Below are 21,815 nucleotides of genomic sequence, written 5' to 3' on the forward strand. Positions count from 1 at the left end.
GGTATGCCATTAAAGTATTTTGAGATCAAAAAATTATTAAGAAGCCAGATAGGTTTAGTTGACTCCCTTACGGGAAAAGTTATGAAGTATGTATTATTGTATGGGATTTTATATGCGCTTTTTCTAATTGGTAGAGTTCAAGATCCAGATTCCTCAGGGGGACTTGTTGCTTTATTATTAATTATGGGAGTGCTTTATAGATTTAATTTTCTTTTTGAGAAAATTAATATTAAAAATTTAACGATAGCTTTTAGAAAAGGATATTTTTTAAATGAAGAACATACGGAAATGTTAATTTCTGATATAGAATTATCGTTGAAAAAAATAAATAGTTTTGCAAATTGGAGTTGTGGTATTTTAGCAACTATTTCAATATTTGTGACTACAACCTATCTTAATTTTTTTAAAGATTCTATTCCTAAAGAAGAACTTTCAAAACTGTTAATTGATGAAAATGCTGGTTTGCAAAATGATTTGGTTGTTTTTTTAGCATTGTTGATGTTTCTGATAATTTTAGGATTACTAGGTTATTATCTTGCTGTTCAAGCCTTTACTTACGATATGCGATTTGTAAATACTATTTTAAAAAGCAGCCTTTACATTGATGAAGATGACATAATCATAGGTGGATTTTGGAAGAAGCTTGCGTACAGTTTAGATCATTTTATTTCGGGATTTTGATAAGTAGACGATATGAAAGGTGATCAATTGCTTCCTCCTCCCCAATCCCTCCCCGTCAGAATCAGACCGCTGAAACTTCCCGACTATGTGTTTCTGTTTGCGGGAAACCTTTGGGATTTTCTCCCATATCATTTATGAAAATAATATTTTTAAAAAAAGGAGACGATAGATGAATTTGAAAACTTATGGGATTGAGTCTCTGTCGACAGAGAAGTTGAAAACCGCTGAGTTTTCGCAGTTGACAGCTGACACGGTTTCAGCTTTGATAACTTTTGCCAAGGAGCACAAGCAGGAGCACTTGCTCACGACTCACGCTAGCCGTCTGGAAACGGCTTAGGCTAATTATCAGAGCGCGCCAAAGGGCAAAGCAGCATCGGCTGTGGTCAAGGACTTGGACGAGGTCGACCAAAAGCGTGACAATGCCTACCAAACGCTGGTCAATTTTGTAAAAGCCTACGCTCATGTTGACGGACAGGCGGTGGAGGCAGCCTACACCAAGCTGCGCAAAGCAAATTCGTTGCGGTTTATAAAGCCCGCCTCAGCGAGCAAGCCAATACAAGATTGGCCAAAGCAAGCAACAAAAACAAACCCTGCAAGCCGCTTACGACTACATCATTGACCTAGTCGCCGTCCTATCCCACGGCCAACCCGAACACTAAGACTACCAAAATCTCAAAGCCCAACTCAACACCATCAGGAAGAGATATAGGGCTAGTGGGAAGAAGAAAGTTACAAAACCAGAGGGTAAGAGTTGAGGAGGAAGTTTGAAAAAAGTAATTTACTTAATTACAGCCGTAATTACACTTTTATTAATAATATTGAGCTGTTCTTATTGGAATAGCATTGTTAATAACTTTGAAACTAAACCAGGTGATTACCTTATCCAATTACTGTGTATGTTGATTCCTGTATTAATATCATTATTTCTTTTTCATGTCGAGAGTTTGGAAAGGAAAGACGATCTGATTTTGCAAGAGCAACGTTTAGATAAACAAGAAGAAAATCAGAAACAAATGCAAGAAACTTTTGTAGAAATTACAAACATTTTAGATGCACAGAATACAAAACAAGAAAAGATGGGGGAATCTCTAGAAAAAACAGCGCTTGAGTTAAGACGAATAAGATTACCGAAGGGATTAGAATTTTTATATGAAAATATTGATCGTATTGAGGAATATATTCAGAGTGACTCAAGGGTTCAAAACACAATGAATGTCGTTGCTAGACATTATGCTATGGGAGAATTGCTAGAAAAGTGGAGGGAAATAGAGCTTGAGGAAGTTCCGCTAAAAATTAGAAGAGAGTTTGGAAACACAAGATACTTTTTTGAAGATTATTCAAAATTACTATTTATTTCATATAATTTTTTGGTATCTCAAGAGAAAGATTTAGAAAAGAAAAATATTTTTGCTATTGGTTTTAATGCTTCAATTAGAATTGTAGACATGATTGCGATGGCATCAGAAAAATTAAATAGTCTACCTGATGAGAATCGGAAAGATATCAGTAAGGAAGATAGTCAATTACTATCTATTTATTATAACGATAGTAAAGAAAAAACTGTTGAAGCACTTGAAAAAAGAATTGAAAATTTTCATTCTAACCTGTTCAAGATGAAAGAAATGCTTTAAAGGAGGAAACAACATGATCAACCGTTACTCTCGCCCTGAAATGGCGAACATTTGGACTGAAGAAAATAAATACCGTGCTTGGCTTGAGGTGGAAATCTTGGCTGATGAGGCATGGGCTGAATTGGGGGAAATCCCTAAGGAAGATGTGGCTTTGATTCGCGAGAAGGCGGACTTTGACATCGACCGTATTTTGGAAATCGAGCAAGAGACTCGCCATGATGTAGTGGCCTTCACACGTGCGGTTTCTGAGACTCTTGGTGAAGAGCGCAAGTGGGTCCACTATGGTTTGACTTCTACTGACGTGGTGGATACTGCCTACGGTTACCTTTACAAGCAGGCCAACGACATCATCCGCAAGGACCTTGAAAACTTCACCAACATCATCGCTGACAAGGCTAAGGAGCACAAGTTCACCATTATGATGGGTCGTACCCACGGTGTGCACGCTGAGCCGACAACTTTTGGTCTTAAATTGGCGACTTGGTACAGCGAAATGAAACGCAACATCGAGCGTTTCGAGCATGCGGCTGCTGGTGTGGAAGCTGGTAAAATCTCTGGTGCGGTTGGTAACTTTGCCAACATTCCACCATTTGTTGAAAAATACGTCTGCGATAAGCTGGGTATCCGTGCTCAAGAAATCTCTACACAGGTGCTTCCTCGTGACCTTCACGCTGAGTACTTTGCAGTTCTTGCTAGCATCGCGACTTCTATCGAGCGTATGGCGACTGAAATTCGTGGTCTTCAAAAATCTGAGCAACGCGAAGTAGAAGAGTTCTTTGCCAAAGGTCAAAAAGGATCTTCAGCAATGCCTCACAAACGCAACCCTATCGGTTCTGAAAACATGACAGGTCTTGCACGTGTCATCCGTGGTCACATGGTAACAGCTTATGAAAACGTAGCTCTTTGGCATGAGCGTGATATCTCTCACTCATCAGCTGAGCGCATCATCACACCAGATACGACTATTCTGATTGACTACATGCTCAACCGTTTCGGAAACATCGTTAAGAACTTGACAGTCTTCCCTGAAAACATGATCCGCAACATGAACTCTACGTTTGGTCTTATCTTTAGCCAACGTGCGATGCTTACCTTGATTGAAAAAGGCATGACCCGTGAGCAAGCTTACGACCTTGTTCAACCAAAGACTGCCAAATCATGGGATAACCAAGTAGACTTCAAACCACTTCTTGAAGCAGATCCAGAAGTAACATCACGCCTTACCCAAGAAGAAATCGATGAAATCTTCAACCCAGCTTACTACACCAAACGAGTGGATGAAATCTTCGAACGTATTGGTTTGGGTGACTAATCGCAACTAAAAACGGGAATTTGAAAAATAGACGAAAAGAGGCTGGGACAAAAGTCCTAGCCTCTTTTCGTCTTTGGATTATCGAGCAAGACGCAGTGGTTGAGTGGGCTCTACTACGCTGATTTCATCAGCTTTTACAGCCCTACTCAACTGTGCGGAGGTGGGACGACGAAATCGAATTCTAACGAATTACCGATTTCTGTCCCACTCTCTTTTCTTTGCCGATATCAGGTGCTCTAGACCCTGAATTTATCATAATAAATTTTGACTGATTAAACTATTTATAGGAAGTCTATCACTAATTATAGATTATTCGTTTTACATGTTTTAGGAACTATTTTTTCATGCTATAATTTGTATCATAAAAGTCTGAGGCCAGACCCCAGACTTTGAATGATCAATGATCACGATCACAAGAGATAAATTTGATTTTATAGTAGTCGCCGCGTTTATAGGTTTCGCTATATTCGAGAATTTGACCGGTCGCTTCCAATTTTGTCGTCTTCACTTGACGGACAGTTGGGAAGTTTTCATCGATATTCAACACAGAAGCGATTTTGCTTGGTGTTGGAAATACAATATCATTGATTTCTTCAAAGTGTTCATCATTCATATGGATATGATAATCTTCTTTAAAGCGGTCATAAATCGAACTATAGTAATCTAAGCTCGGATAATTTGGGTTAATATATTGCTCTGGGACGTAGGTCTGGTGGTAGATATAAGTATCTTCACCAATATGACGGGTCCGATCAATCTTATAATAGAATTGAGTCGGAGCGAGCCCTAGTTTATCCAAGATGTTCAGCGCGTTGCCACGCTTGATAGAGAGAACTTTTACAGTCGCTTTTTGGATAGGGAAGGTTTCAACGTCTGAAAACTCAACCAGCTTGTGTTTTCTAGCGCGCGAAACAAAGGTTCCTTTTCCTTGTTGGCGGACGATGTATCCATCGCTAGCCAAATCGTTCAAAGCCCGAACAACAGTAATCGAGCTAACATTATAAATCTTAATAAGCTCGGCTTCTGTGTAAAATTTATCTCCATTTTCGAATTTGCCTGAGATAATTTGTTGTTTCAAATCATCTTTGATGTGTTGGTATTTTGGGATTGCCATGTACTTCACCTCTTCTTTCGGATATCCCTTGTTAATATTATTTTAACATATTTTTTAAAAAGTTGTTGACATTTTTTTATTAATATATTATATTAATAAATGAAAAGGGTTTCTTAGAAGGAGGTTCTCAGTATGGGGGCATTTGAAATCCGTGAAGATTTTTATTTAAATGATCAACCTTTTAAGATTTTATCTGGTGCAATTCATTATTTTCGGATCGATCGTGAGGATTGGTATCATTCCTTATATAACCTAAAAGCTCTAGGTTTTAATACTGTTGAAACCTATGTTCCATGGAATGCTCATGAGCCACAAAGAGGCCACTTTCACTTTGAAGGGAATTTGGACCTGGAGCACTTTATCCAAGTAGCTCAAGAGTTGGATCTGTATGTGATCCTCCGTCCATCACCGTTTATCTGTTCGGAGTGGGAATTTGGGGGCTTGCCAGCCTGGTTAATCGAAGAAGACCTTCGGATTCGCTCATCGGATTCGGCCTTCCTCAAGGAAGTGGCTCACTATTACGACGAGCTCCTGCCACGTGTGGCCAAGTACCAATTGGATCGTGGGGGCAATATCCTCATGATGCAGGTCGAGAACGAATACGGCTCTTACGGCGAAGACAAAGCCTATCTTCGGGCAATCAGAGATCTAATGATCGAGCGGGACATTACCTGTCCACTCTTTACCTCTGATGGACCTTGGAGGGCGACTCTTCGAGCAGGGACTTTGATTGAGGATGGACTCTTTGTAACCGGTAATTTTGGTTCGCGAGCAAATTACAATTTCTCTCAGATGAAAGAGTTCTTTGCGGAGCATGACAAAAAGTGGCCACTCATGTGTATGGAATTTTGGGATGGCTGGTTCAATCGTTGGAAAGAACCGATCATCAAGCGAGATCCAGAAGAGTTGGCAGAAGCAGTCCATGAAGTCTTACAAGAAGGCTCTATCAATCTCTACATGTTTCATGGTGGGACCAACTTCGGATTTATGAACGGTTGCTCAGCACGAGGAACCGTGGATCTCCCACAGGTGACATCCTACGACTATGACGCTCTCTTAGATGAGCAGGGCAACCCGACTCCTAAGTACTATGCAGTCAAGCAGATGATGGCGACCTACTATCCAGAGTATCCACAGATGGATCCGCTTGTGAAGTCGAGTTTATCTGAACGAACATTGGAGTTGACCAAAAAGACTAGTTTGTTTGGCAATTTAAATGAGATTGCTCAGGTCACAGAAAGTCTGTATCCACAGACCATGGAAGAAATTGCTCATCCTTTAGGCTATCTGCTCTATGAGACAGAAGTTGAAATGGATGCGGAAGAAGAGCGCTTGCGTATCATCGATGCGCGTGATCGGGTACAGGTTTATGCCAATGATCAGTTGATTGCCACTCAATACCAAGAAGAAATCGGTCAAGATCTTTTTTTAAACGGAAAAAAGAAAACGATTACAAACCTAAAACTCTTGATCGAAAACATGGGAAGAGTCAATTATGGGCACAAACTCTTAGCGGACACCCAACGAAAAGGAATCCGAACAGGGGTTTGTATCGATCTTCATTTCAAGCTTCATTGGAAACAATATGCGCTTGATTTTAGCCAGCTGGACCGCTTGGATTTTTCAAAAGAATGGCAAGAAGGTCGACCAGCTTTTTATCAATTTGCTTTTCATCTAGATCAGGTTGAGGATACCTTCCTTGATATGACTGGATTTGGAAAAGGGATCGTTCTTGTAAATGGCCACCATATCGGTCGTTTCTGGGAAGTCGGTCCAACACTCTCCCTCTACATCCCTCATGGTTTTCTCAAAGATGGGGAAAATGAGATCCTCGTCTTTGAGACAGAGGGCACTTGGACGGAGACCTTAAAACTTGTTTCACAACCTACATTCAAAGAAGTAAAGGGGGAAAACTTATGACTATTGTAGGATGCCGTATCGATGGACGTTTGATCCACGGGCAGGTAGCCAACCTTTGGACTACCAAACTAAATATTTCACGTATCATGGTGATCGATGATGAAGTCGCTCAAAATGATATCGAAAAAAGTGGCTTGAAACTGGCGACACCACCTGGTGTCAAACTCAGTATCTTGCCAGTAGCAAAGGCTGCAGAAAATATCTTGGCTGGAAAATATGACAGCCAACGTCTCTTCATCGTAGCCCGTAAGCCAGATCGCTTCTTAGGCTTAGTAGAAGCAGGTGTACCACTTGAAACCTTAAACGTAGGGAATATGTCTCAATCAGACGAGACTCGTCCCGTTACTCGTTCGATCAACGTGGTGGATGCCGATGTGGAAGCTTTCCACAAGCTAGCTGAAAAAGGAGTTAAGCTAACTGCTCAAATGGTTCCAAATGATCCAGTTGAAGACTTCTTGAAGTTGCTCAAATAGTTTATAAATAAAAAAGAAAAATTTTAGGAGGAAATTGTCATGATACAATGGTGGCAAATTTTACTACTTACTTTGTACTCAGCTTATCAAATCTGTGATGAGTTGACGATCGTTTCATCAGCAGGATCACCAGTCTTTGCTGGTTTCATTACAGGACTTGTCATGGGAGATTTAAAGACAGGTCTCTTTATCGGAGCTTCTCTTCAATTGACAGTGCTCGGTGTTGGTACTTTCGGTGGAGCTTCTCGTATTGACGCCACTTCTGGTGCCGTTCTTGCGACTGCCTTCTCAGTAGCACAAGGGATTGATCCAGAGCTTGCTATTGCTACAATCGCTGTGCCAGTAGCAACTTTGTTGACCTACTTTGATATTCTTGGTCGTATGACTACAACTTACTTCGCTCACCGTGTAGATGCTGCAATCGACCGCTTTGACTACAAAGGTATCGAACGCAACTACCTTCTTGGAGCGATTCCTTGGGCTCTTTCTCGAGCTCTCCCAGTTTTCTTCGCGCTTGCTTATGGTGGAGCTTTCGTAGAAACTGTTGTTACAGGTCTTGCTAATGTACAATGGTTGGCAAACGGTCTGAAACTTGCAGGTCAAATGCTTCCAGGTCTTGGATTTGCGATCTTGCTTCGTTACCTTCCTGTTCGTCGTAACCTTCACTACTTAGCACTTGGCTTTGGCTTAACAGCTATGTTGACAGTGCTTTATAGCAATGTTCAAAGCCTTGGTGCTGCAGTGTCTAGCATTGTTGGTTCTGAAGTGTTCACTAAACTTCCAAAAGAACAAGCTATTACTTTTGTTAACAACTTCAAGAGTGTATCTATGATTGGTATTGCCATTATCGGTATCTTCCTTGCAGTACAACACTTCAAAAACAGCCAACGTACAGTTGTAGCTGCTCCAGTAACTGAATCAGAAAGCGGGGAAATTGAAGATGACGAATTCTAATTACAAACTAACAAAAGAAGATTTTAAACAAATCAACAAACGTAGCCTCTTCACCTTCCAATTGGGTTGGAACTATGAGCGGATGCAGGCTTCTGGTTACCTTTATATGCTTTTACCTCAGTTGCGTAAAATGTATGGAGACGGTACACCTGAATTGAAAGAAATGATGAAATTGCATACGCAATTCTTCAATACTTCACCATTCTTCCACACCATTATCACTGGTTTTGACCTTGCTTTGGAAGAAAAAGATGGTGTCAAATCAAAAGATGCGGTGAACGGGATCAAGACAGGTCTCATGGGACCATTCGCTCCTCTTGGGGACTCAATCTTTGGATCATTGGTACCAGCTATTATGGGTTCAATCGCAGCAACTTTGGCTGTTGCAGGAAACCCAGCCGGTATCTTCTTGTGGATCGCTGTGGCAGTTGCTTATGACATTTTCCGTTGGAAACAGTTGGAATTTGCCTATAAAGAAGGGGTTAACCTCATCAACAACATGCAAAGTACCTTGACAGCTTTGATCGACGCAGCTTCCGTTCTGGGTATCTTCATGGTCGGTGCCTTGATTGCTAGCATGATTGGTGTTGAAGTTTCTTGGGCTCCACACATTGGGGACAAAGCGATTGAAATTCAAGATATGCTCAACCTTATCTTCCCACGTTTGGTACCAGCTATCATCACAGGTGTAATCTACTGGTTGCTTGGACGTAAGGGTATGAACTCTACAAAAGCTATCTTGCTCATCATCCTTGCAGCAATCGCATTCTCAGCATTTGGCCACTTCTTCTTTGGAATGGCATAATGGAGTAAGGTATGGCAAAACAGTTAGTATTGGTCAGTCATGGTCGCTTCTGTGAAGAGCTCAAAGCCAGTACAGAAATGATTATGGGACCACAAGACAACATTCATACCGTGGCCCTCTTGCCAGAGGAAGGTCCTGAGGAGTTTACAGCCAAGTTTGAAGCCTGTGTTGCAGACTTTGAGGACTATATCGTCTTTGCGGATCTTTTGGGAGGTACTCCTTGTAATACGGTTAGCCGTCTGATCCTTGAAGGGCGTGCCATTGACCTCTATGCAGGGATGAACTTGCCAATGGTAATTGAATTTATTAATAACAGCCTGGTCGGAGGAGAAGAAGCTTATCCAGCGCGTGCACAAGAAAGCATCGTGAAGGTTAATGATCTTTTATCCAACTTTGATGACGACGAGGATGAGTAAAATACGATAGCGAAAACCGCTTGAACATTCGGAATGGGGCTGGGACAATTGTCTCGGCCTCTTACCGCTTATAAGGCGAGTAGAAAAGAGGAGAAGCATGCTAGATTATACAAAAGAAGAACTGCTGGAACTGGGGGCTGAGATTACGACGCGCGAAATTTACCAGCAACCAGAAGTTTGGAAAGAAACCTATCGTCTCTATCAAGAGAAAGCAAAAGAAATCCAAAAGTTTTTGGAGGCTATTGGGAAGTGTCATGGCTACATCAAGGTTATCTTGACAGGGGCAGGGACCTCAGCCTATGTGGGGGACACCTTGGTTCCGTATTTGCAGGAAGTGCACGATGAACGCTACTGGAATTTCCAATCCATTGCGACGACCGATATCGTGGCGCATCCACAAACCTACCTCAAAAAAGAAGTGCCGACTGTCTTGGTTTCTTTTGCACGAAGTGGCAACTCCCCAGAGAGTGTCGCAACCGTGCAACTGGCCCAAGACTTGGTTGATGAACTTTATCAAATCACCATTACCTGTGCAGCAGAAGGGAAACTGGCTCAGCAAGCCCACGGAGATGAGCGCAATCTCTTGCTCTTACAACCAAAAGAAACCAACGACGCCGGCTTTGCTATGACCTCCAGCTTTACCTCTATGCTCTTGACAGCCCTCCTAGTCTTTGATCCAAGTGAGGAAGAAATCAAGGCAAAACGAGTAGAAGAATTGATTCGCCTGTCAGAGCAAGTCTTGGAGAAAGACCGCGAGGTCAAGGAAATTGTAGACTTAGATTTTGAACGCGTCATCTATCTGGGGGCAGGACCTTTCTTTGGGCTAGCTCATGAAGCCCAGCTCAAGATTTTGGAATTGACTGCTGGTAAAATCGCGACCATGTATGAGAGTCCTGTCGGTTTCCGTCACGGACCGAAATCCCTCATCAATGACCAAACTCTAGTCCTGGTATTTGGCTCCATTGATCCTTATACGCGTCAGTATGATCTAGATTTGGTTGGAGAAGTAGCTGGAGATCAGATTGCCCGTCAGGTCGTCCTTTTGACGGATCATGCTGTAGGGATTGAGCATGTACGGGAAGTGTTAGTAGACGCTTCTGCAGACTCACTAGATATCTACCGTGCCTTCCCTTACATTATCTACGGTCAATTGATTTCTCTCTTGACTTCGCTCAAGGTTCAAAATCGCCCAGACACGCCATCACCAACTGGAACAGTCAACCGTGTTGTACAAGGAGTGGTGATTCACCCTTTTCACTAGAATGAATGATCTTGGAGGAGACAACTTGTGAAACACTATCAAAAATATCTATTTGGTCAATTGGACGGCCAAGATGTAGAAGCTTATCGCCTCGAAAATGACCTAGGTTATCAATTGTCTGTCATGACCTATGGGGCGACGATCTTAGAGTATGTGACGCCTGACAAACAGGATCAATTCGCTAATATTGTATTGGGCTTTGACAATTTTGATGCCTATGTCGGCAATAGTCCCAAGTATGGGGCCAGCATTGGTCCAGTTGCTGGTCGGATCGCAGGGGCCAGCTTTGAGCTCAATGGTCAAGCCTATCACTTAGAAGCCAATAATGGTGCCAACTGCAACCACAGTGGATCGACTGGCTGGGACAGCGCCTTGTTTAGCGTGGAATCCGTGACAGACCAAGAAATCACCCTGTACAAAGAGCGTGCAGATGGTACCGGTGGTTTCCCTGGAAATCTCAAGATCTGGGTGACCTATGGCTTGACGGAAGCAGGGGAGTTGGAAATCAGCTATCGAGTAGAAACGGACCAAGATACTCTAGTTAATCCGACCAACCACAGCTATTTCAACCTATCAGGCAACTTCACTCAGCCGATTAATGACCATGTCTTTCAGATCAACCATCAAGGGCTTTACCCTATCCATCCCGACGGTGTCCCTCTTCACACTGTGGATAAAGAAAGTCCGATCGTTCAGCATCTCTACCAAGCTATGCTCTTAGAGGATCTCTTTAAGGATTCGGATCCGCAAATCCGCCTGGTAGAAGGTTTGGACCATCCATTTGCTCTTCCAGAAGGGCATGAAAATGCCGGATTCTTCTATCATCAGCCGTCTGGACGCTTTTTGACCTTCAAGTCAGAAGCTCCCGCCTTGGTGGTGTATTCTGCTAACTTTGTGGATGAAACGGTTTATCTGGAAGGAAAACCAATGGTTCAACACAATGGCTTGGCTCTAGAATTCCAAACCGTACCAGATGCCATTCATAGCGACCAAGCTGAAAAGGTTATCTTGAGAGCGGGTCAAGTCTTCACCAGCAAGACCAGCTACCATGCCATCGCTAAGAAATAATGAGGACAGGGGAGTGTCCAAACAAGGATGTGAAATCTTTGCTTGGAACCTCCTCTTTTTTGAAAAAAATTTAAAAATGACTATAAGGAAACTTTAAGCTTCCCGTCGTATACTAATACCATCATCAAAGACCTCCTAACTTTGAATGATAAAACTCCTAAAACTTTTTCATAATAATCTCCCTATAAGAGCCACCAAAACCGGTGGCTTTTTTTATGGGGGTGAGACAGAACAATTTTTTAAAATTGCTTCGCGTCCTTATTTTTAGGCTCAGGTTGAAAAGGTTCCCCAAAACTTTTCAATTGTCTCACTCCTGCACAGGTCAAACAGTCTGGGAGACTGTTTGAGGTTGCGGATATAGGGAACCTCGTTTCCTCATTAGTAGGCAATCTTTGGAGCTATAAGAGCGAACAAAGATACCAATCAACCACTGCGTTATGTAATTGTTACTAATCTATTTTTGTGAACCAAACATGGTAGGGACGTAGACGAACTTAGGAACGTTGACGCAGTTTGAGCGGAGCGAAAACTACGTACCTTATTTTTAACGAGCATCAGCGAGTTTAGGTACGTTCCTTAAATAGAAACAAGGTAGTTTAAGAGGGAAACGATTCCCAACACCCAACAATCAATAATTAGTGATAAATTGAATAGAATATGATTTTAAATCATCTGGAGGCATCATTTTTTGCTATAATAGACTGTATGAGTAGAATTTTAGACAATGAAATCATGGGCGATGAAGAGGCTGTTGAACGGACGCTGCGCCCGCAATATTTACATGAATATATCGGTCAAGATAAGGTCAAGGACCAGCTGAAAATCTTTATTGAGGCAGCCAAGCTTCGGGATGAAGCGCTGGATCATGTCCTTCTTTTTGGCCCTCCGGGGCTTGGGAAAACCACTATGGCCTTTGTCATTGCCAATGAACTGGGCGTCAATCTCAAGCAGACTTCCGGTCCTGTCATTGAAAAGGCTGGTGACTTAGTAGCCATCCTTAATGACTTAGAGCCGGGCGATGTCCTCTTTATCGATGAGATCCACCGTCTGCCTATGTCAGTCGAAGAAGTGCTATACAGCGCCATGGAAGATTTTTACATCGATATCATGATTGGTGCTGGCGAGACTAGCCGGAGTGTCCACCTGGATCTTCCTCCTTTCACTCTGATTGGGGCGACGACTCGAGCTGGGATGCTGTCCAATCCCTTGCGCGCTCGCTTTGGGATTACCGGCCACATGGAATATTATGAGCAAGATGATCTGACAGAGATTGTCGAGCGGACCGCCGAGATCTTTGAGATGGAGATTACCCACGAGGCTGCCGAAGAGCTTTCTCTTCGTAGTCGGGGGACTCCTCGAATTGCCAACCGTCTGCTCAAACGGGTGCGCGATTTTGCCCAGATCATGGGCGATGGCTTGATTGACGATACCATTACCGACAAGGCCCTCTCTATGCTGGATGTGGACCATGAAGGGCTGGACTATGTCGATCAAAAGATCCTGCGGACCATGATTGAGATGTACGGAGGAGGCCCAGTTGGCCTTGGGACCCTATCGGTCAATATTGCCGAAGAGCGCGAGACTGTAGAAGATATGTATGAGCCTTACCTGATTCAGAAAGGCTTTATCATGCGGACCCGGACAGGGCGCGTGGCGACCCGCAAAGCTTATGAACACCTGGGTTATCCCTACAATGGAGACTAGAAGAAGATGCTGACGGAAGAAGCGATAGTAGAGCAAATCCAAGCGGATCAAGAGATGATGACAGTCTTGGCTATTATTCGAGATCTCAACCTGGCAGACGCTTGGTTAGCAGCGGGTGCAGTACGAAATTTCATCTGGAACCAACTTTCTGGAAGACCAGGGTTTGACGCGTCGACAGATCTGGATCTGGTCTTTTATGACCCTGCGATCAGCTATGAGGAGACTCTCCAGATCGAGCAGGAATTAAAGAAGACCTATCCCCAGTACGCTTGGGAAGTCAAAAACCAAGTCTACATGCACCAGCATAGTCCGGGGACAGCTCCTTATCGCAGTGCCTGTGATGCGGTCTCTAAATACCCTGAGCAGTGTACGGCACTTGCGGTTCGCTTAAGGAAAGATGGTCAGCTAGAACTCTTTCTCCCCTATGGGACAAGGGATATCGAAGACTTCATCGTTCAGCCGACTCCACATTTTTTAGCTAGTCCAGAGCGTTTGGCGGTTTATAGAGAGCGCATGCGGAAGAAAGATTGGAAACGCAAATGGCCATCCCTTCAGATCATCCTGCCTGAATAAAAATAAGAAAGTCAGCCCACCTCAACGGTGGACAGGCTTTTTTCGTCTTGCCTCAAAATTATAATTTTAGCAGATTATATTTTTCTTACATTCTGTTATAATAGAAAGGAGGTGCTGTCATGAAAAAAATCGTATTTGTGTGTTTAGGAAATATTTGTCGAAGCCCCATGGCGGAGTTTGTCATGAAGGATTTGACCAACCAGTATGAGATTGAAAGTCGTGCTACTTCTAACTGGGAGCACGGGAACCCTATTCACCAAGGGACTCAAAAGATTTTTCGCAGTCATGGTGTGCCCTATGATGCGTCTAAAACATCCCTTCAAATCAGTGACCAAGATTTTCATACCTTTGATCTGATCTTAGGGATGGATGAAAACAATGTGGCTGACCTCAAACGAATGGCACCGCCTGGAACAGAGCACAAGATTCATCTCTTTGCAGGAGAAAGTGTCCCAGATCCATGGTACACAGGAGATTTCGAAGAGACCTATCGCCGTGTCCTAGCTGGTTGTCAAGAGTGGTTGGACCGATTAGAAGATTAGTTTCGGACTGGCTCCTTAAAGGACTAACCGGCTGAAGATAAAAAGAATGAACAGAGTATGGAAAAAATAAAAGAATTATATGAGACCTATAAGGTCTATGTTACGAGAGAGAATATTGAACGCTTGTCCTTGGGGATTATTGTTCTGTCTGCTTTGTGGGTTTTTCTTTCCTCCATTCCTTTCGGAGGTGTGTTGACCCTCGATAAGGGAGCTATTCGCTACGACGGAAGTGTCGTCCGAGGCAAGATGAATGGCCAAGGGACGGTGACCTTTGAGAACGGGGACACCTACAAGGGCAATTTTGTCAATGGGACCTTTAGCGGTTATGGAACCTTTACAGCCAAGGCTGGCTGGAAATATGAAGGTGAATTTGTCAATGGCCAACCAGAAGGCCAGGGAACCTTGACGACAGAACAAAATGTCGTTTATAAGGGAACGTTTAAACAAGGAATTTATCAAAATGCGAATTAAATGGTTTTCATTGGTACGGATAACGGGACTTCTTCTCGTTCTTCTCTACCATTTCTTTCAAAAAGTTTTTCCTGGTGGATTTATTGGAGTCGATATCTTCTTTACTTTCTCAGGATTTTTGATCACGGCTCTTCTGATCGATGAGTTTGCCCGTCATCAAAAAATTGATCTCAAGGGCTTCCTTCGCCGACGCTTCTACCGGATTGTCCCTCCTTTAGTCTTTATGGTCTTGCTGGTCATGCCTTTTACCTTCTTGGTCAGACGAGACTTTATTGCTGGGATTGGGACACAGATTGCAGCCGTCTTTGGCTTTGTGACCAACTTCTATGAGATGTTAAGTGGCGGAAGTTACGAAAGTCAGTTCATCCCCCATCTGTTCATTCATACTTGGAGTTTGGCTCTTGAAGTTCATTACTATGTCCTCTGGGCGCTCTTGGCTTGGTTTTTGGGTAAAAAAGCTAAATCAGTTGGCCAATATAGAGGCTATATCTTCCTATCTTCGACAGGTCTCTTTTTGGTGACTTTCCTGACCTTCTTTGTCGGAGCGCTGGTCACCAAGAATTTGTCCAATGTCTACTTTTCTAGTATCGCTCACGTCTTTCCTTTCTTTGTGGGGAGTGCTTTAGCGACAGTGACAGGGATTACAACGACCAGCCCAAATCTTACTCAATTAGTGAAGAAGCTATCTCTACAGAAGACGTTAGCGATTTTAGCGGGTGCTTTTCTAGTTTTGTTGGTCTTGACCTTTATCCTTCCCTTTGATAGTGTTTGGACCTATTTATTTGGCTTTTTAGTAGCAACTTTTGCTGCATCTGTGATGATTGTGATGACGCGTGTCCTTCATGAAAAGACACCGAATCAGAAAGAACCAGCAGTAATTACCTTTATAGCAGATACCAGTTATGGGGTTTATCTCTTCCACTGGCCATTTTACATCATCTTTTCTCAATTAATGACCAATGGCTGGGCTTCTCTATTAACAGCGCTTGTATCCTTTAGTCTTGCTGCCTTGAGTTTCTATATTATTGAACCAACCTTGGCTGGGCGTGAACCGAAGATTTTCGGGATCTCGATGGATCTCAGAAGTTTCACGAAACCACTTTTTTACAGCGCGATTCCCTTGACCTTGCTCATGTTTGGAATTGCACTCTTTGCGCCACGCGTCGGAGCCTTTGATGAAAACTTGATTACCGAAGGGCTTCGTCAATCCGACAGCAAGATGCAGATCACGCGTGCCCAAGTTGACAATGCTTCAGCGACTTCCTACAATGTGTCAGATGGCGTGACCATGATCGGAGATTCTGTAAACCTCCGGGCATCAGATTATCTGAAACAAGTTCTGCCAGATATCCAATTAGATGCTTTGGTGAGCCGCAATCTGGACTCGGGCTTAAAAGTATATGAAACGGATATTGCCAATAGAGTCTTGCTCAAGAACGTGGTAATCGCTCTTGGAACCAACTCTTCTAATAATTATCAAGAATTGTTGGATAAGTTTGTTCAAGAACTACCAAAAGGACATCGCTTAATCTTTGTGACCCCATATGATGGGCGTGAAGCCAATGATAGCAATAGCGTTACCGTTCAGACTCGACAGTATCAGCTGGAGTTGGCTAAAAAATATGACTATGTCTATGTAGCAGACTGGTACCAAGTTGCTATCGATAATCCAGAGATTTGGGCTGGAACAGATAGTGTCCACTTTGGTTTAGAATCAGATGGTTCCATTGATGTTGGAGGAAACTTGTATGCCAACGTCGTGAAAGAAGCAGTTGATCAAGCCAATCAGGGACCGGTTAAACCCTAAAATTTACTATATAATTTAAGCAATTTTCACTTGAAGAAAATTGCTTTTTTTAGTAAAATTAAGAAAACGCTTACAAAAATTGCGTGAAAATATTTGTTTGTGAAATTGAAGTGCGTTCTCAAAAAAATCCTTCAATTTTTTCTTGAAAATACTCCTGTATAGAAGGAGAAGGAGGGTTCATGGAAAAAAGTTAAAAAAATCTTTGTGAAACTATTTACAAATTTTCTAAAATAGAGTACAATAATATTGTGAAAAAATTAACAAATCGAAATTTCTTACACTATTCTTGAAAGTTTCTGAAAACAGGAAAAAGTTCCGGAAAAGGATAAGGGTTTCAAACATTGGAGGAAAGCATCAAATGGCTGATAAAAAAACTCTCTCACCTGAAGAAAAGAAACTCGCTGCTGAAAAACACGTAGACGAGTTGGTGCAAAAAGCGCTCGTAGCGCTTGAAGAAATGCGCAAATTGGATCAGGAGCAAGTCGACTACATTGTGGCGAAAGCATCTGTAGCAGCTCTTGACGCACACGGTGAGCTCGCTCTTCATGCCTATGAAGAAACTGGTCGTGGAGTCTTTGAAGACAAGGCGACTAAGAACTTGTTCGCTTGTGAACACGTAGTAAATAACATGCGTCACACGAAAACAGTTGGTGTCATTTCAGAAGATGACGTCACTGGTTTGACCTTGATTGCTGAGCCAGTCGGAGTTGTCTGCGGGATCACACCTACAACCAACCCTACTTCAACAGCAATCTTTAAAGCTTTGATTTCCTTGAAGACACGGAACCCTATCGTCTTTGCCTTCCACCCATCAGCTCAAGAATCATCTGCTCATGCGGCACAAATCGTCCGCGATGCAGCGATTAAAGCAGGAGCTCCTGAAAACTGTGTGCAATGGATTACGCAACCATCTATGGAAGCAACCAGTGCCCTGATGAACCACGAAGGAGTTGCGACTATCCTTGCGACCGGTGGTAACGCCATGGTTAAAGCAGCATACTCATGTGGGAAGCCAGCTCTTGGGGTCGGTGCCGGAAACGTTCCTGCCTATGTTGAAAAATCAGCTAACATCCGCCAAGCAGCACACGATATCGTTATGTCTAAATCATTTGACAATGGTATGGTCTGTGCGTCTGAACAAGCGGTCATCATCGATAAAGAAATCTACGATGAGTTTGTTGAAGAATTCAAATCTTACCACACTTACTTTGTTAACAAAAAAGAAAAAGCCCTTCTTGAAGAGTTCTGCTTCGGTGTGAAAGCTAACAGCAAGAACTGTGCAGGTGCGAAATTGAATGCGGACATCGTTGGGAAACCAGCAGCATGGATCGCAGAACAAGCTGGCTTCTCAGTCCCAGAAGGAACCAATATTCTTGCGGCAGAATGTAAAGAAGTTGGCGAAAAAGAACCGTTGACTCGTGAAAAATTGTCACCAGTCATCGCTGTCTTGAAATCTGAAAGCCGTGAAGACGGAATTAACAAAGCACGCCAAATGGTTGAATTCAACGGTCTTGGTCACTCAGCTGCCATCCATACAGCAGATGAAGAATTGACCAAAGAATTTGGTAAAGCAGTTAAAGCCATTCGTGTGATCTGCAACTCTCCTTCGACTTTCGGTGGTATCGGGGATGTTTACAATGCCTTCTTGCCATCATTGACACTTGGATGTGGTTCTTACGGACGCAACTCTGTTGGGGACAACGTTAGTGCCATCAACCTCTTGAATATCAAAAAAGTCGGACGCCGGAGAAATAACATGCAATGGATGAAACTTCCTTCAAAAACATACTTTGAACGTGATTCAATTGAATACCTACAAAAATGTCGTGACGTTGAACGTGTCATGATCGTTACAGACCACGCTATGGTAGAGCTTGGTTTCCTTGATCGTATCATCGAACAGCTTGACCTTCGTCGCAATAAGGTAGTTTACCAAATCTTTGCAGACGTTGAACCAGATCCTGACATCACAACTGTTGAACGTGGTACAGAGATCATGCGTTCCTTCAAACCAGATACGATCATTGCTCTTGGTGGTGGATCACCAATGGATGCTGCCAAAGTAATGTGGCTCTTCTACGAACAACCAGAAGTGGACTTCCGTGACCTTGTACAAAAATTCATGGATATCCGTAAACGTGCCTTCAAATTCCCATTGCTTGGTAAGAAGACTAAATTCATTGCGATCCCAACAACATCTGGTACAGGATCTGAAGTAACACCATTTGCCGTTATCTCAGATAAAGCAAACAACCGTAAATACCCAATCGCTGACTACTCATTGACACCAACCGTTGCCATCGTAGACCCTGCTTTGGTATTGACAGTTCCAGGATCTGTTGCGGCTGATACTGGTATGGACGTCTTGACTCACGCGACTGAAGCTTACGTATCTCAAATGGCCAGTGACTACACAGATGGTCTTGCGCTTCAAGCCATCAAACTTGTCTTTGAAAACTTGGAAAGCTCAGTGAAGAACGCGGACTTCCATTCACGCGAAAAGATGCACAATGCGTCAACCATCGCAGGTATGGCCTTCGCCAACGCCTTCCTCGGTATTTCTCACTCAATGGCCCACAAGATTGGTGCGCAATTCCACACCATCCACGGACGGACCAATGCAATCTTGCTTCCATACGTTATCCGCTACAATGGTACACGTCCAGCTAAGACAGCAACATGGCCTAAGTACAACTACTACCGTGCAGATGAGAAGTATCAAGACATCGCTCGTATGCTTGGACTTCCAGCTTCTACACCAGAAGAAGGGGTTGAATCTTTCGCGAAAGCTGTTTACGAACTTGGTGAGCGCGTAGGTATCGAAATGAACTTCAAAGCACAAGGAATCGATGAAAAAGAATGGAAGAAACATTCTCGCGAATTGGCCTTCCTTGCTTACGAAGATCAATGTTCACCAGCTAACCCACGTCTTCCAATGGTAGACCACATGCAAGAAATCATCGAAGATGCATACTATGGTTACAAAGAACGTCCAGGACGTCGTAAATAAGACGCTAGAGAACAACTGATGTTTATCAGCTATCCCTCGCTCAAAAGAGCGAGGGATTTTTCTTTATTTTAATGCTAAAATTGGTTTTTGTGATCTGAAAATTATCTTATAAAGAAATCTAATAAATAAGTTGCAAGCGCTTACTTTATATGTTATAATATTCACAAAATAAAAGCTGTAATAAAATGGTTTGATAAAACCAACAAAAAAGGAGTCGCTTATGAAAGCAGCAACATATGTATCCGCAGGAAATCTTCAGTTGATTGATCAACCAAAACCAGTGATCAAGAAACCAACTGATGCGATTGTGCGTTTAGTGAAAACGACCATTTGTGGAACAGACCTCCATATTTTGGGTGGTGATGTTCCAGCTTGTAAAGAAGGGACCATCCTGGGTCACGAAGGAATTGGGATTGTCGAAGAAGTCGGCGATGCGGTTACGAACTTTAAGGTAGGAGACAAGGTTATCATCTCTTGCGTAACAGCTTGTAACACTTGCTACTACTGTAAACGTGGCTTGCCTTCCCACTGTGAAGATGGGGGCTGGATCCTTGGTCACTTGATCAACGGTACCCAAGCAGAGTATGTCCATATCCCTCACGCAGACGGGAGTCTTTATCATGCACCAGCTTCTGTAGATGACGAAGCCTTGGTTATGCTCTCTGATATTCTGCCTACTTCCTATGAGATTGGTGTGCTCCCATCTCACGTGAAACCTGGAGACAACGTTTGTATCGTTGGTGCAGGGCCAATCGGTTTGGCAGCCCTCTTAACCGTACAATTCTTCTCACCAGCTACCATTATCATGGTAGACTTGTCAGAATCACGTCTTGAAGCTTCTAAGAAGTTTGGGGCTACTCATACCATCTGTTCAAGTGATATTGATGAAATCAAGGCCTTTATCAATGAAGTGACTGATGGTCGTGGTGTTGATATCTCCATGGAATGTGTGGGCTATCCAGCTACCTTTGATGTCTGTCAAAATATTATCTCTGTCGGCGGTCATATTGCCAACGTCGGAGTACATGGTAAACCAGTTAGCTTCAATCTTGATGACCTTTGGATCAAGAACATTACGCTCAATACCGGTTTGGTCAATGCCAATACAACTGAAATGCTTCTTAACGTCTTGAAATCTGGTAAGATTGATGCAACGAAGTTGGTGACCCATCATTTTAAACTGTCAGAAGCAGAAAAGGCATACGAAATCTTCAAACATGCTGGCGAAAACAATGCCTTGAAAGTCATTATTGATAACGACCTCAGCTAAGAAGTTGGATGGTTCCATCGCCTAAATAAGATAGAAAAATGAGAGTGGGACAGAAATCGGTAATTCGTCAGAATTCGATTTCGTCGTCCCACCTCCGCACAGTTGAGTAGGGCTGTAAAAGCTGATGAAATCAGCGTGGTAGAGCCCACTCAACCACTGCGTCTTTCTCAACAATCCAAAAATAATTGAGAGGCTAGGACTTTTGTCCCAGCCTCATTTTTCTGCTTAAAAGGATCGTTTAAACAATAGAACATCCCAGCTATAGAATGATAGCTGGGATGTTTGTACTGTTAAGTGAGATGATAAAGAAGTGTTACTATTTGCCTCGTTTGCGAGCGTATTCGTCAAAGGCACCAGCGAAGGTTCCCATGAGTAGGGGAGTTGCGATTAGTCCGACAGTAATCCAGACGGATCCACCATCTACATGGCTGAGTTCCTGCTCGGACAAGCTTCTAAAACGTGTTTCTTCGAGTTTCATGCTTGCTCCTTTCTAGTGCATGATGCCATTGATGATACTACGGCCAAAATCACGTCCGGAATTGTATAAAATATTCCATGTTTGAACGATGAATTTTGCCGAGTCAAAGACGGAGACTCCTCCATCAATGGTCGCCAGTTCAGCTTCCGTTAGGCAAGTATAATGGATGCTTGTATCCATAGGTGTCCTCCTTAATGTAAGATTGTGTACAGTAAATCAATTGCCTCGTTGAGAATGGTGAAAGTGACCATGAAGGCAATCGCGAATTTAGGAAAGTACCCTTTTACCTGTTTGGGCGCTTTTTTATCAAGAATGCAGTATCCTG

General features: G+C 43.0%; 22 protein-coding genes. 19 read left to right on the forward strand and 3 right to left on the reverse strand.

Going from position 1 to position 21,815, the window contains the following annotated elements:
- The first annotated feature begins 3 nt into the window (after nt 1–3).
- The 5 genes from LXO72_RS07685 (at nt 4) to purB (ending at nt 3,624) form a co-directional block, all read left to right on the forward strand.
- Entirely contained in the window at nt 4–681 is a 678-nt protein-coding gene (locus LXO72_RS07685) for a hypothetical protein (protein WP_233332004.1), read from the forward strand.
- Between the two features lie 169 nt (nt 682–850).
- Nucleotides 851–1,018, forward strand: coding sequence for a hypothetical protein (locus tag LXO72_RS07690; RefSeq protein ID WP_006149146.1), 168 nt, complete (start codon nt 851–853; stop codon nt 1,016–1,018).
- A 42-nt stretch (nt 1,019–1,060) separates the two neighbouring features.
- A complete protein-coding gene (locus LXO72_RS10200; protein WP_006149148.1) occupies nt 1,061–1,300 on the forward strand; it encodes a DUF6261 family protein in 240 nt (79 codons plus the stop codon).
- 145 nt (nt 1,301–1,445) lie between these two features.
- Nucleotides 1,446–2,312 (forward strand): hypothetical protein, encoded by an 867-nt coding sequence (locus LXO72_RS07695; RefSeq protein WP_233332005.1) that lies wholly within the window; start codon nt 1,446–1,448, stop codon nt 2,310–2,312.
- Between the two features lie 13 nt (nt 2,313–2,325).
- Nucleotides 2,326–3,624, forward strand: coding sequence for an adenylosuccinate lyase (gene purB, locus LXO72_RS07700; RefSeq protein WP_233332006.1), 1,299 nt, complete (start codon nt 2,326–2,328; stop codon nt 3,622–3,624).
- A 397-nt stretch (nt 3,625–4,021) separates the two neighbouring features.
- Here the strand turns inward: purB and LXO72_RS07705 are convergent, their stop codons facing one another.
- Nucleotides 4,022–4,738: a GntR family transcriptional regulator gene (locus LXO72_RS07705; RefSeq protein WP_006595289.1), complete on the reverse strand. Its 717-nt coding sequence runs from the start codon at nt 4,736–4,738 to the stop codon at nt 4,022–4,024.
- Nucleotides 4,739–4,870: 132 nt separating this feature from the next.
- On the opposite strand from LXO72_RS07705, the gene LXO72_RS07710 reads away from it, so the two are divergent.
- The 14 genes from LXO72_RS07710 (at nt 4,871) to LXO72_RS07775 (ending at nt 21,012) form a co-directional block, all read left to right on the forward strand.
- Complete coding sequence (locus LXO72_RS07710) at nt 4,871–6,658, forward strand: glycoside hydrolase family 35 protein (RefSeq protein ID WP_233332007.1); 1,788 nt, start codon at nt 4,871–4,873, stop codon at nt 6,656–6,658.
- Nucleotides 6,655–7,131, forward strand: coding sequence for a PTS system mannose/fructose/N-acetylgalactosamine-transporter subunit IIB (locus tag LXO72_RS07715; protein WP_006595287.1), 477 nt, complete (start codon nt 6,655–6,657; stop codon nt 7,129–7,131). Before LXO72_RS07710 ends, LXO72_RS07715 begins: the two co-directional genes overlap by 4 nt.
- Nucleotides 7,132–7,170: 39 nt before the next feature.
- Entirely contained in the window at nt 7,171–8,085 is a 915-nt protein-coding gene (locus LXO72_RS07720) for a PTS mannose/fructose/sorbose/N-acetylgalactosamine transporter subunit IIC (protein WP_129270569.1), read from the forward strand.
- Nucleotides 8,072–8,890 carry a PTS system mannose/fructose/sorbose family transporter subunit IID gene (locus LXO72_RS07725; protein ID WP_118096341.1) on the forward strand — a complete coding sequence of 273 codons (819 nt, stop codon included), beginning with the start codon at nt 8,072–8,074 and terminating at the stop codon, nt 8,888–8,890. The genes LXO72_RS07720 and LXO72_RS07725 overlap by 14 nt, the downstream gene beginning before the upstream one ends.
- An 11-nt stretch (nt 8,891–8,901) precedes the next feature.
- Nucleotides 8,902–9,306 (forward strand): PTS sugar transporter subunit IIA, encoded by a 405-nt coding sequence (locus tag LXO72_RS07730; protein WP_233332008.1) that lies wholly within the window; start codon nt 8,902–8,904, stop codon nt 9,304–9,306.
- 97 nt (nt 9,307–9,403) lie between these two features.
- On the forward strand, nt 9,404–10,567 hold the full coding sequence (locus tag LXO72_RS07735) for an SIS domain-containing protein (protein WP_233332009.1): 1,164 nt from the start codon (nt 9,404–9,406) through the stop codon (nt 10,565–10,567).
- A 27-nt stretch (nt 10,568–10,594) separates the two neighbouring features.
- Nucleotides 10,595–11,635, forward strand: a complete 1,041-nt coding sequence (locus LXO72_RS07740) for an aldose epimerase family protein (RefSeq protein WP_233332010.1) — start codon at nt 10,595–10,597, stop codon at nt 11,633–11,635.
- A 705-nt stretch (nt 11,636–12,340) separates the two neighbouring features.
- Nucleotides 12,341–13,339: a Holliday junction branch migration DNA helicase RuvB gene (gene ruvB / locus LXO72_RS07745; RefSeq protein ID WP_045760104.1), complete on the forward strand. Its 999-nt coding sequence runs from the start codon at nt 12,341–12,343 to the stop codon at nt 13,337–13,339.
- 6 nt (nt 13,340–13,345) lie between these two features.
- Nucleotides 13,346–13,912 carry a nucleotidyltransferase family protein gene (locus LXO72_RS07750; RefSeq protein ID WP_233332011.1) on the forward strand — a complete coding sequence of 189 codons (567 nt, stop codon included), beginning with the start codon at nt 13,346–13,348 and terminating at the stop codon, nt 13,910–13,912.
- Nucleotides 13,913–14,031: 119 nt separating this feature from the next.
- Nucleotides 14,032–14,454 (forward strand): low molecular weight protein-tyrosine-phosphatase, encoded by a 423-nt coding sequence (locus tag LXO72_RS07755; protein WP_061564578.1) that lies wholly within the window; start codon nt 14,032–14,034, stop codon nt 14,452–14,454.
- A gap of 57 nt (nt 14,455–14,511) precedes the next feature.
- The gene (locus LXO72_RS07760) at nt 14,512–14,925 is read left to right on the forward strand and encodes a hypothetical protein (protein WP_129270555.1); all 414 of its coding nucleotides are present in this window, start codon (nt 14,512–14,514) and stop codon (nt 14,923–14,925) included.
- Nucleotides 14,915–16,732, forward strand: a complete 1,818-nt coding sequence (locus LXO72_RS07765) for an acyltransferase family protein (protein WP_233332012.1) — start codon at nt 14,915–14,917, stop codon at nt 16,730–16,732. The genes LXO72_RS07760 and LXO72_RS07765 overlap by 11 nt, the downstream gene beginning before the upstream one ends.
- A 358-nt stretch (nt 16,733–17,090) precedes the next feature.
- Complete coding sequence (gene adhE, locus LXO72_RS07770; protein WP_233332013.1) at nt 17,091–19,742, forward strand: bifunctional acetaldehyde-CoA/alcohol dehydrogenase; 2,652 nt, start codon at nt 17,091–17,093, stop codon at nt 19,740–19,742.
- 220 nt (nt 19,743–19,962) lie between these two features.
- Nucleotides 19,963–21,012, forward strand: a complete 1,050-nt coding sequence (locus LXO72_RS07775) for a zinc-dependent alcohol dehydrogenase family protein (protein WP_023027479.1) — start codon at nt 19,963–19,965, stop codon at nt 21,010–21,012.
- 316 nt (nt 21,013–21,328) lie between these two features.
- On the opposite strand, the gene LXO72_RS07780 is transcribed toward LXO72_RS07775, so the two are convergent.
- Both LXO72_RS07780 and LXO72_RS07785 read right to left on the reverse strand, forming a co-directional pair.
- Nucleotides 21,329–21,490 carry a hypothetical protein gene (locus LXO72_RS07780; RefSeq protein ID WP_006595272.1) on the reverse strand — a complete coding sequence of 54 codons (162 nt, stop codon included), beginning with the start codon at nt 21,488–21,490 and terminating at the stop codon, nt 21,329–21,331.
- A 12-nt stretch (nt 21,491–21,502) separates the two neighbouring features.
- The gene (locus LXO72_RS07785; RefSeq protein WP_129270552.1) at nt 21,503–21,670 is read right to left on the reverse strand and encodes an alcohol dehydrogenase; all 168 of its coding nucleotides are present in this window, start codon (nt 21,668–21,670) and stop codon (nt 21,503–21,505) included.
- Nucleotides 21,671–21,815 lie beyond the last annotated feature (145 nt).

The sequence above is a fragment of the Streptococcus sp. XMC genome (assembly GCF_021341835.1).
Lineage (GTDB): Bacteria > Bacillota > Bacilli > Lactobacillales > Streptococcaceae > Streptococcus.

Excerpts from the sequence above, each read along its gene's own strand:
- LXO72_RS07685 (WP_233332004.1), top strand. The coding sequence starts at position 4 with ATGCCATTAAAGTATTTTGAGATCAAAAAATTATTAAGAAGCCAGATA.
- LXO72_RS07690 (WP_006149146.1), top strand. The coding sequence starts at position 851 with ATGAATTTGAAAACTTATGGGATTGAGTCTCTGTCGACAGAGAAGTTG.
- purB (WP_233332006.1), top strand. The coding sequence starts at position 2,326 with ATGATCAACCGTTACTCTCGCCCTGAAATGGCGAACATTTGGACTGAA.
- LXO72_RS07705 (WP_006595289.1), bottom strand. The coding sequence starts at position 4,738 with ATGGCAATCCCAAAATACCAACACATCAAAGATGATTTGAAACAACAA.
- LXO72_RS07710 (WP_233332007.1), top strand. The coding sequence starts at position 4,871 with ATGGGGGCATTTGAAATCCGTGAAGATTTTTATTTAAATGATCAACCT.
- LXO72_RS07715 (WP_006595287.1), top strand. The coding sequence starts at position 6,655 with ATGACTATTGTAGGATGCCGTATCGATGGACGTTTGATCCACGGGCAG.
- LXO72_RS07720 (WP_129270569.1), top strand. The coding sequence starts at position 7,171 with ATGATACAATGGTGGCAAATTTTACTACTTACTTTGTACTCAGCTTAT.
- LXO72_RS07725 (WP_118096341.1), top strand. The coding sequence starts at position 8,072 with ATGACGAATTCTAATTACAAACTAACAAAAGAAGATTTTAAACAAATC.
- LXO72_RS07730 (WP_233332008.1), top strand. The coding sequence starts at position 8,902 with ATGGCAAAACAGTTAGTATTGGTCAGTCATGGTCGCTTCTGTGAAGAG.
- LXO72_RS07735 (WP_233332009.1), top strand. The coding sequence starts at position 9,404 with ATGCTAGATTATACAAAAGAAGAACTGCTGGAACTGGGGGCTGAGATT.
- ruvB (WP_045760104.1), top strand. The coding sequence starts at position 12,341 with ATGAGTAGAATTTTAGACAATGAAATCATGGGCGATGAAGAGGCTGTT.
- LXO72_RS07750 (WP_233332011.1), top strand. The coding sequence starts at position 13,346 with ATGCTGACGGAAGAAGCGATAGTAGAGCAAATCCAAGCGGATCAAGAG.
- LXO72_RS07755 (WP_061564578.1), top strand. The coding sequence starts at position 14,032 with ATGAAAAAAATCGTATTTGTGTGTTTAGGAAATATTTGTCGAAGCCCC.
- LXO72_RS07760 (WP_129270555.1), top strand. The coding sequence starts at position 14,512 with ATGGAAAAAATAAAAGAATTATATGAGACCTATAAGGTCTATGTTACG.
- LXO72_RS07765 (WP_233332012.1), top strand. The coding sequence starts at position 14,915 with ATGCGAATTAAATGGTTTTCATTGGTACGGATAACGGGACTTCTTCTC.
- adhE (WP_233332013.1), top strand. The coding sequence starts at position 17,091 with ATGGCTGATAAAAAAACTCTCTCACCTGAAGAAAAGAAACTCGCTGCT.
- LXO72_RS07775 (WP_023027479.1), top strand. The coding sequence starts at position 19,963 with ATGAAAGCAGCAACATATGTATCCGCAGGAAATCTTCAGTTGATTGAT.
- LXO72_RS07780 (WP_006595272.1), bottom strand. The coding sequence starts at position 21,490 with ATGAAACTCGAAGAAACACGTTTTAGAAGCTTGTCCGAGCAGGAACTC.
- LXO72_RS07785 (WP_129270552.1), bottom strand. The coding sequence starts at position 21,670 with ATGGATACAAGCATCCATTATACTTGCCTAACGGAAGCTGAACTGGCG.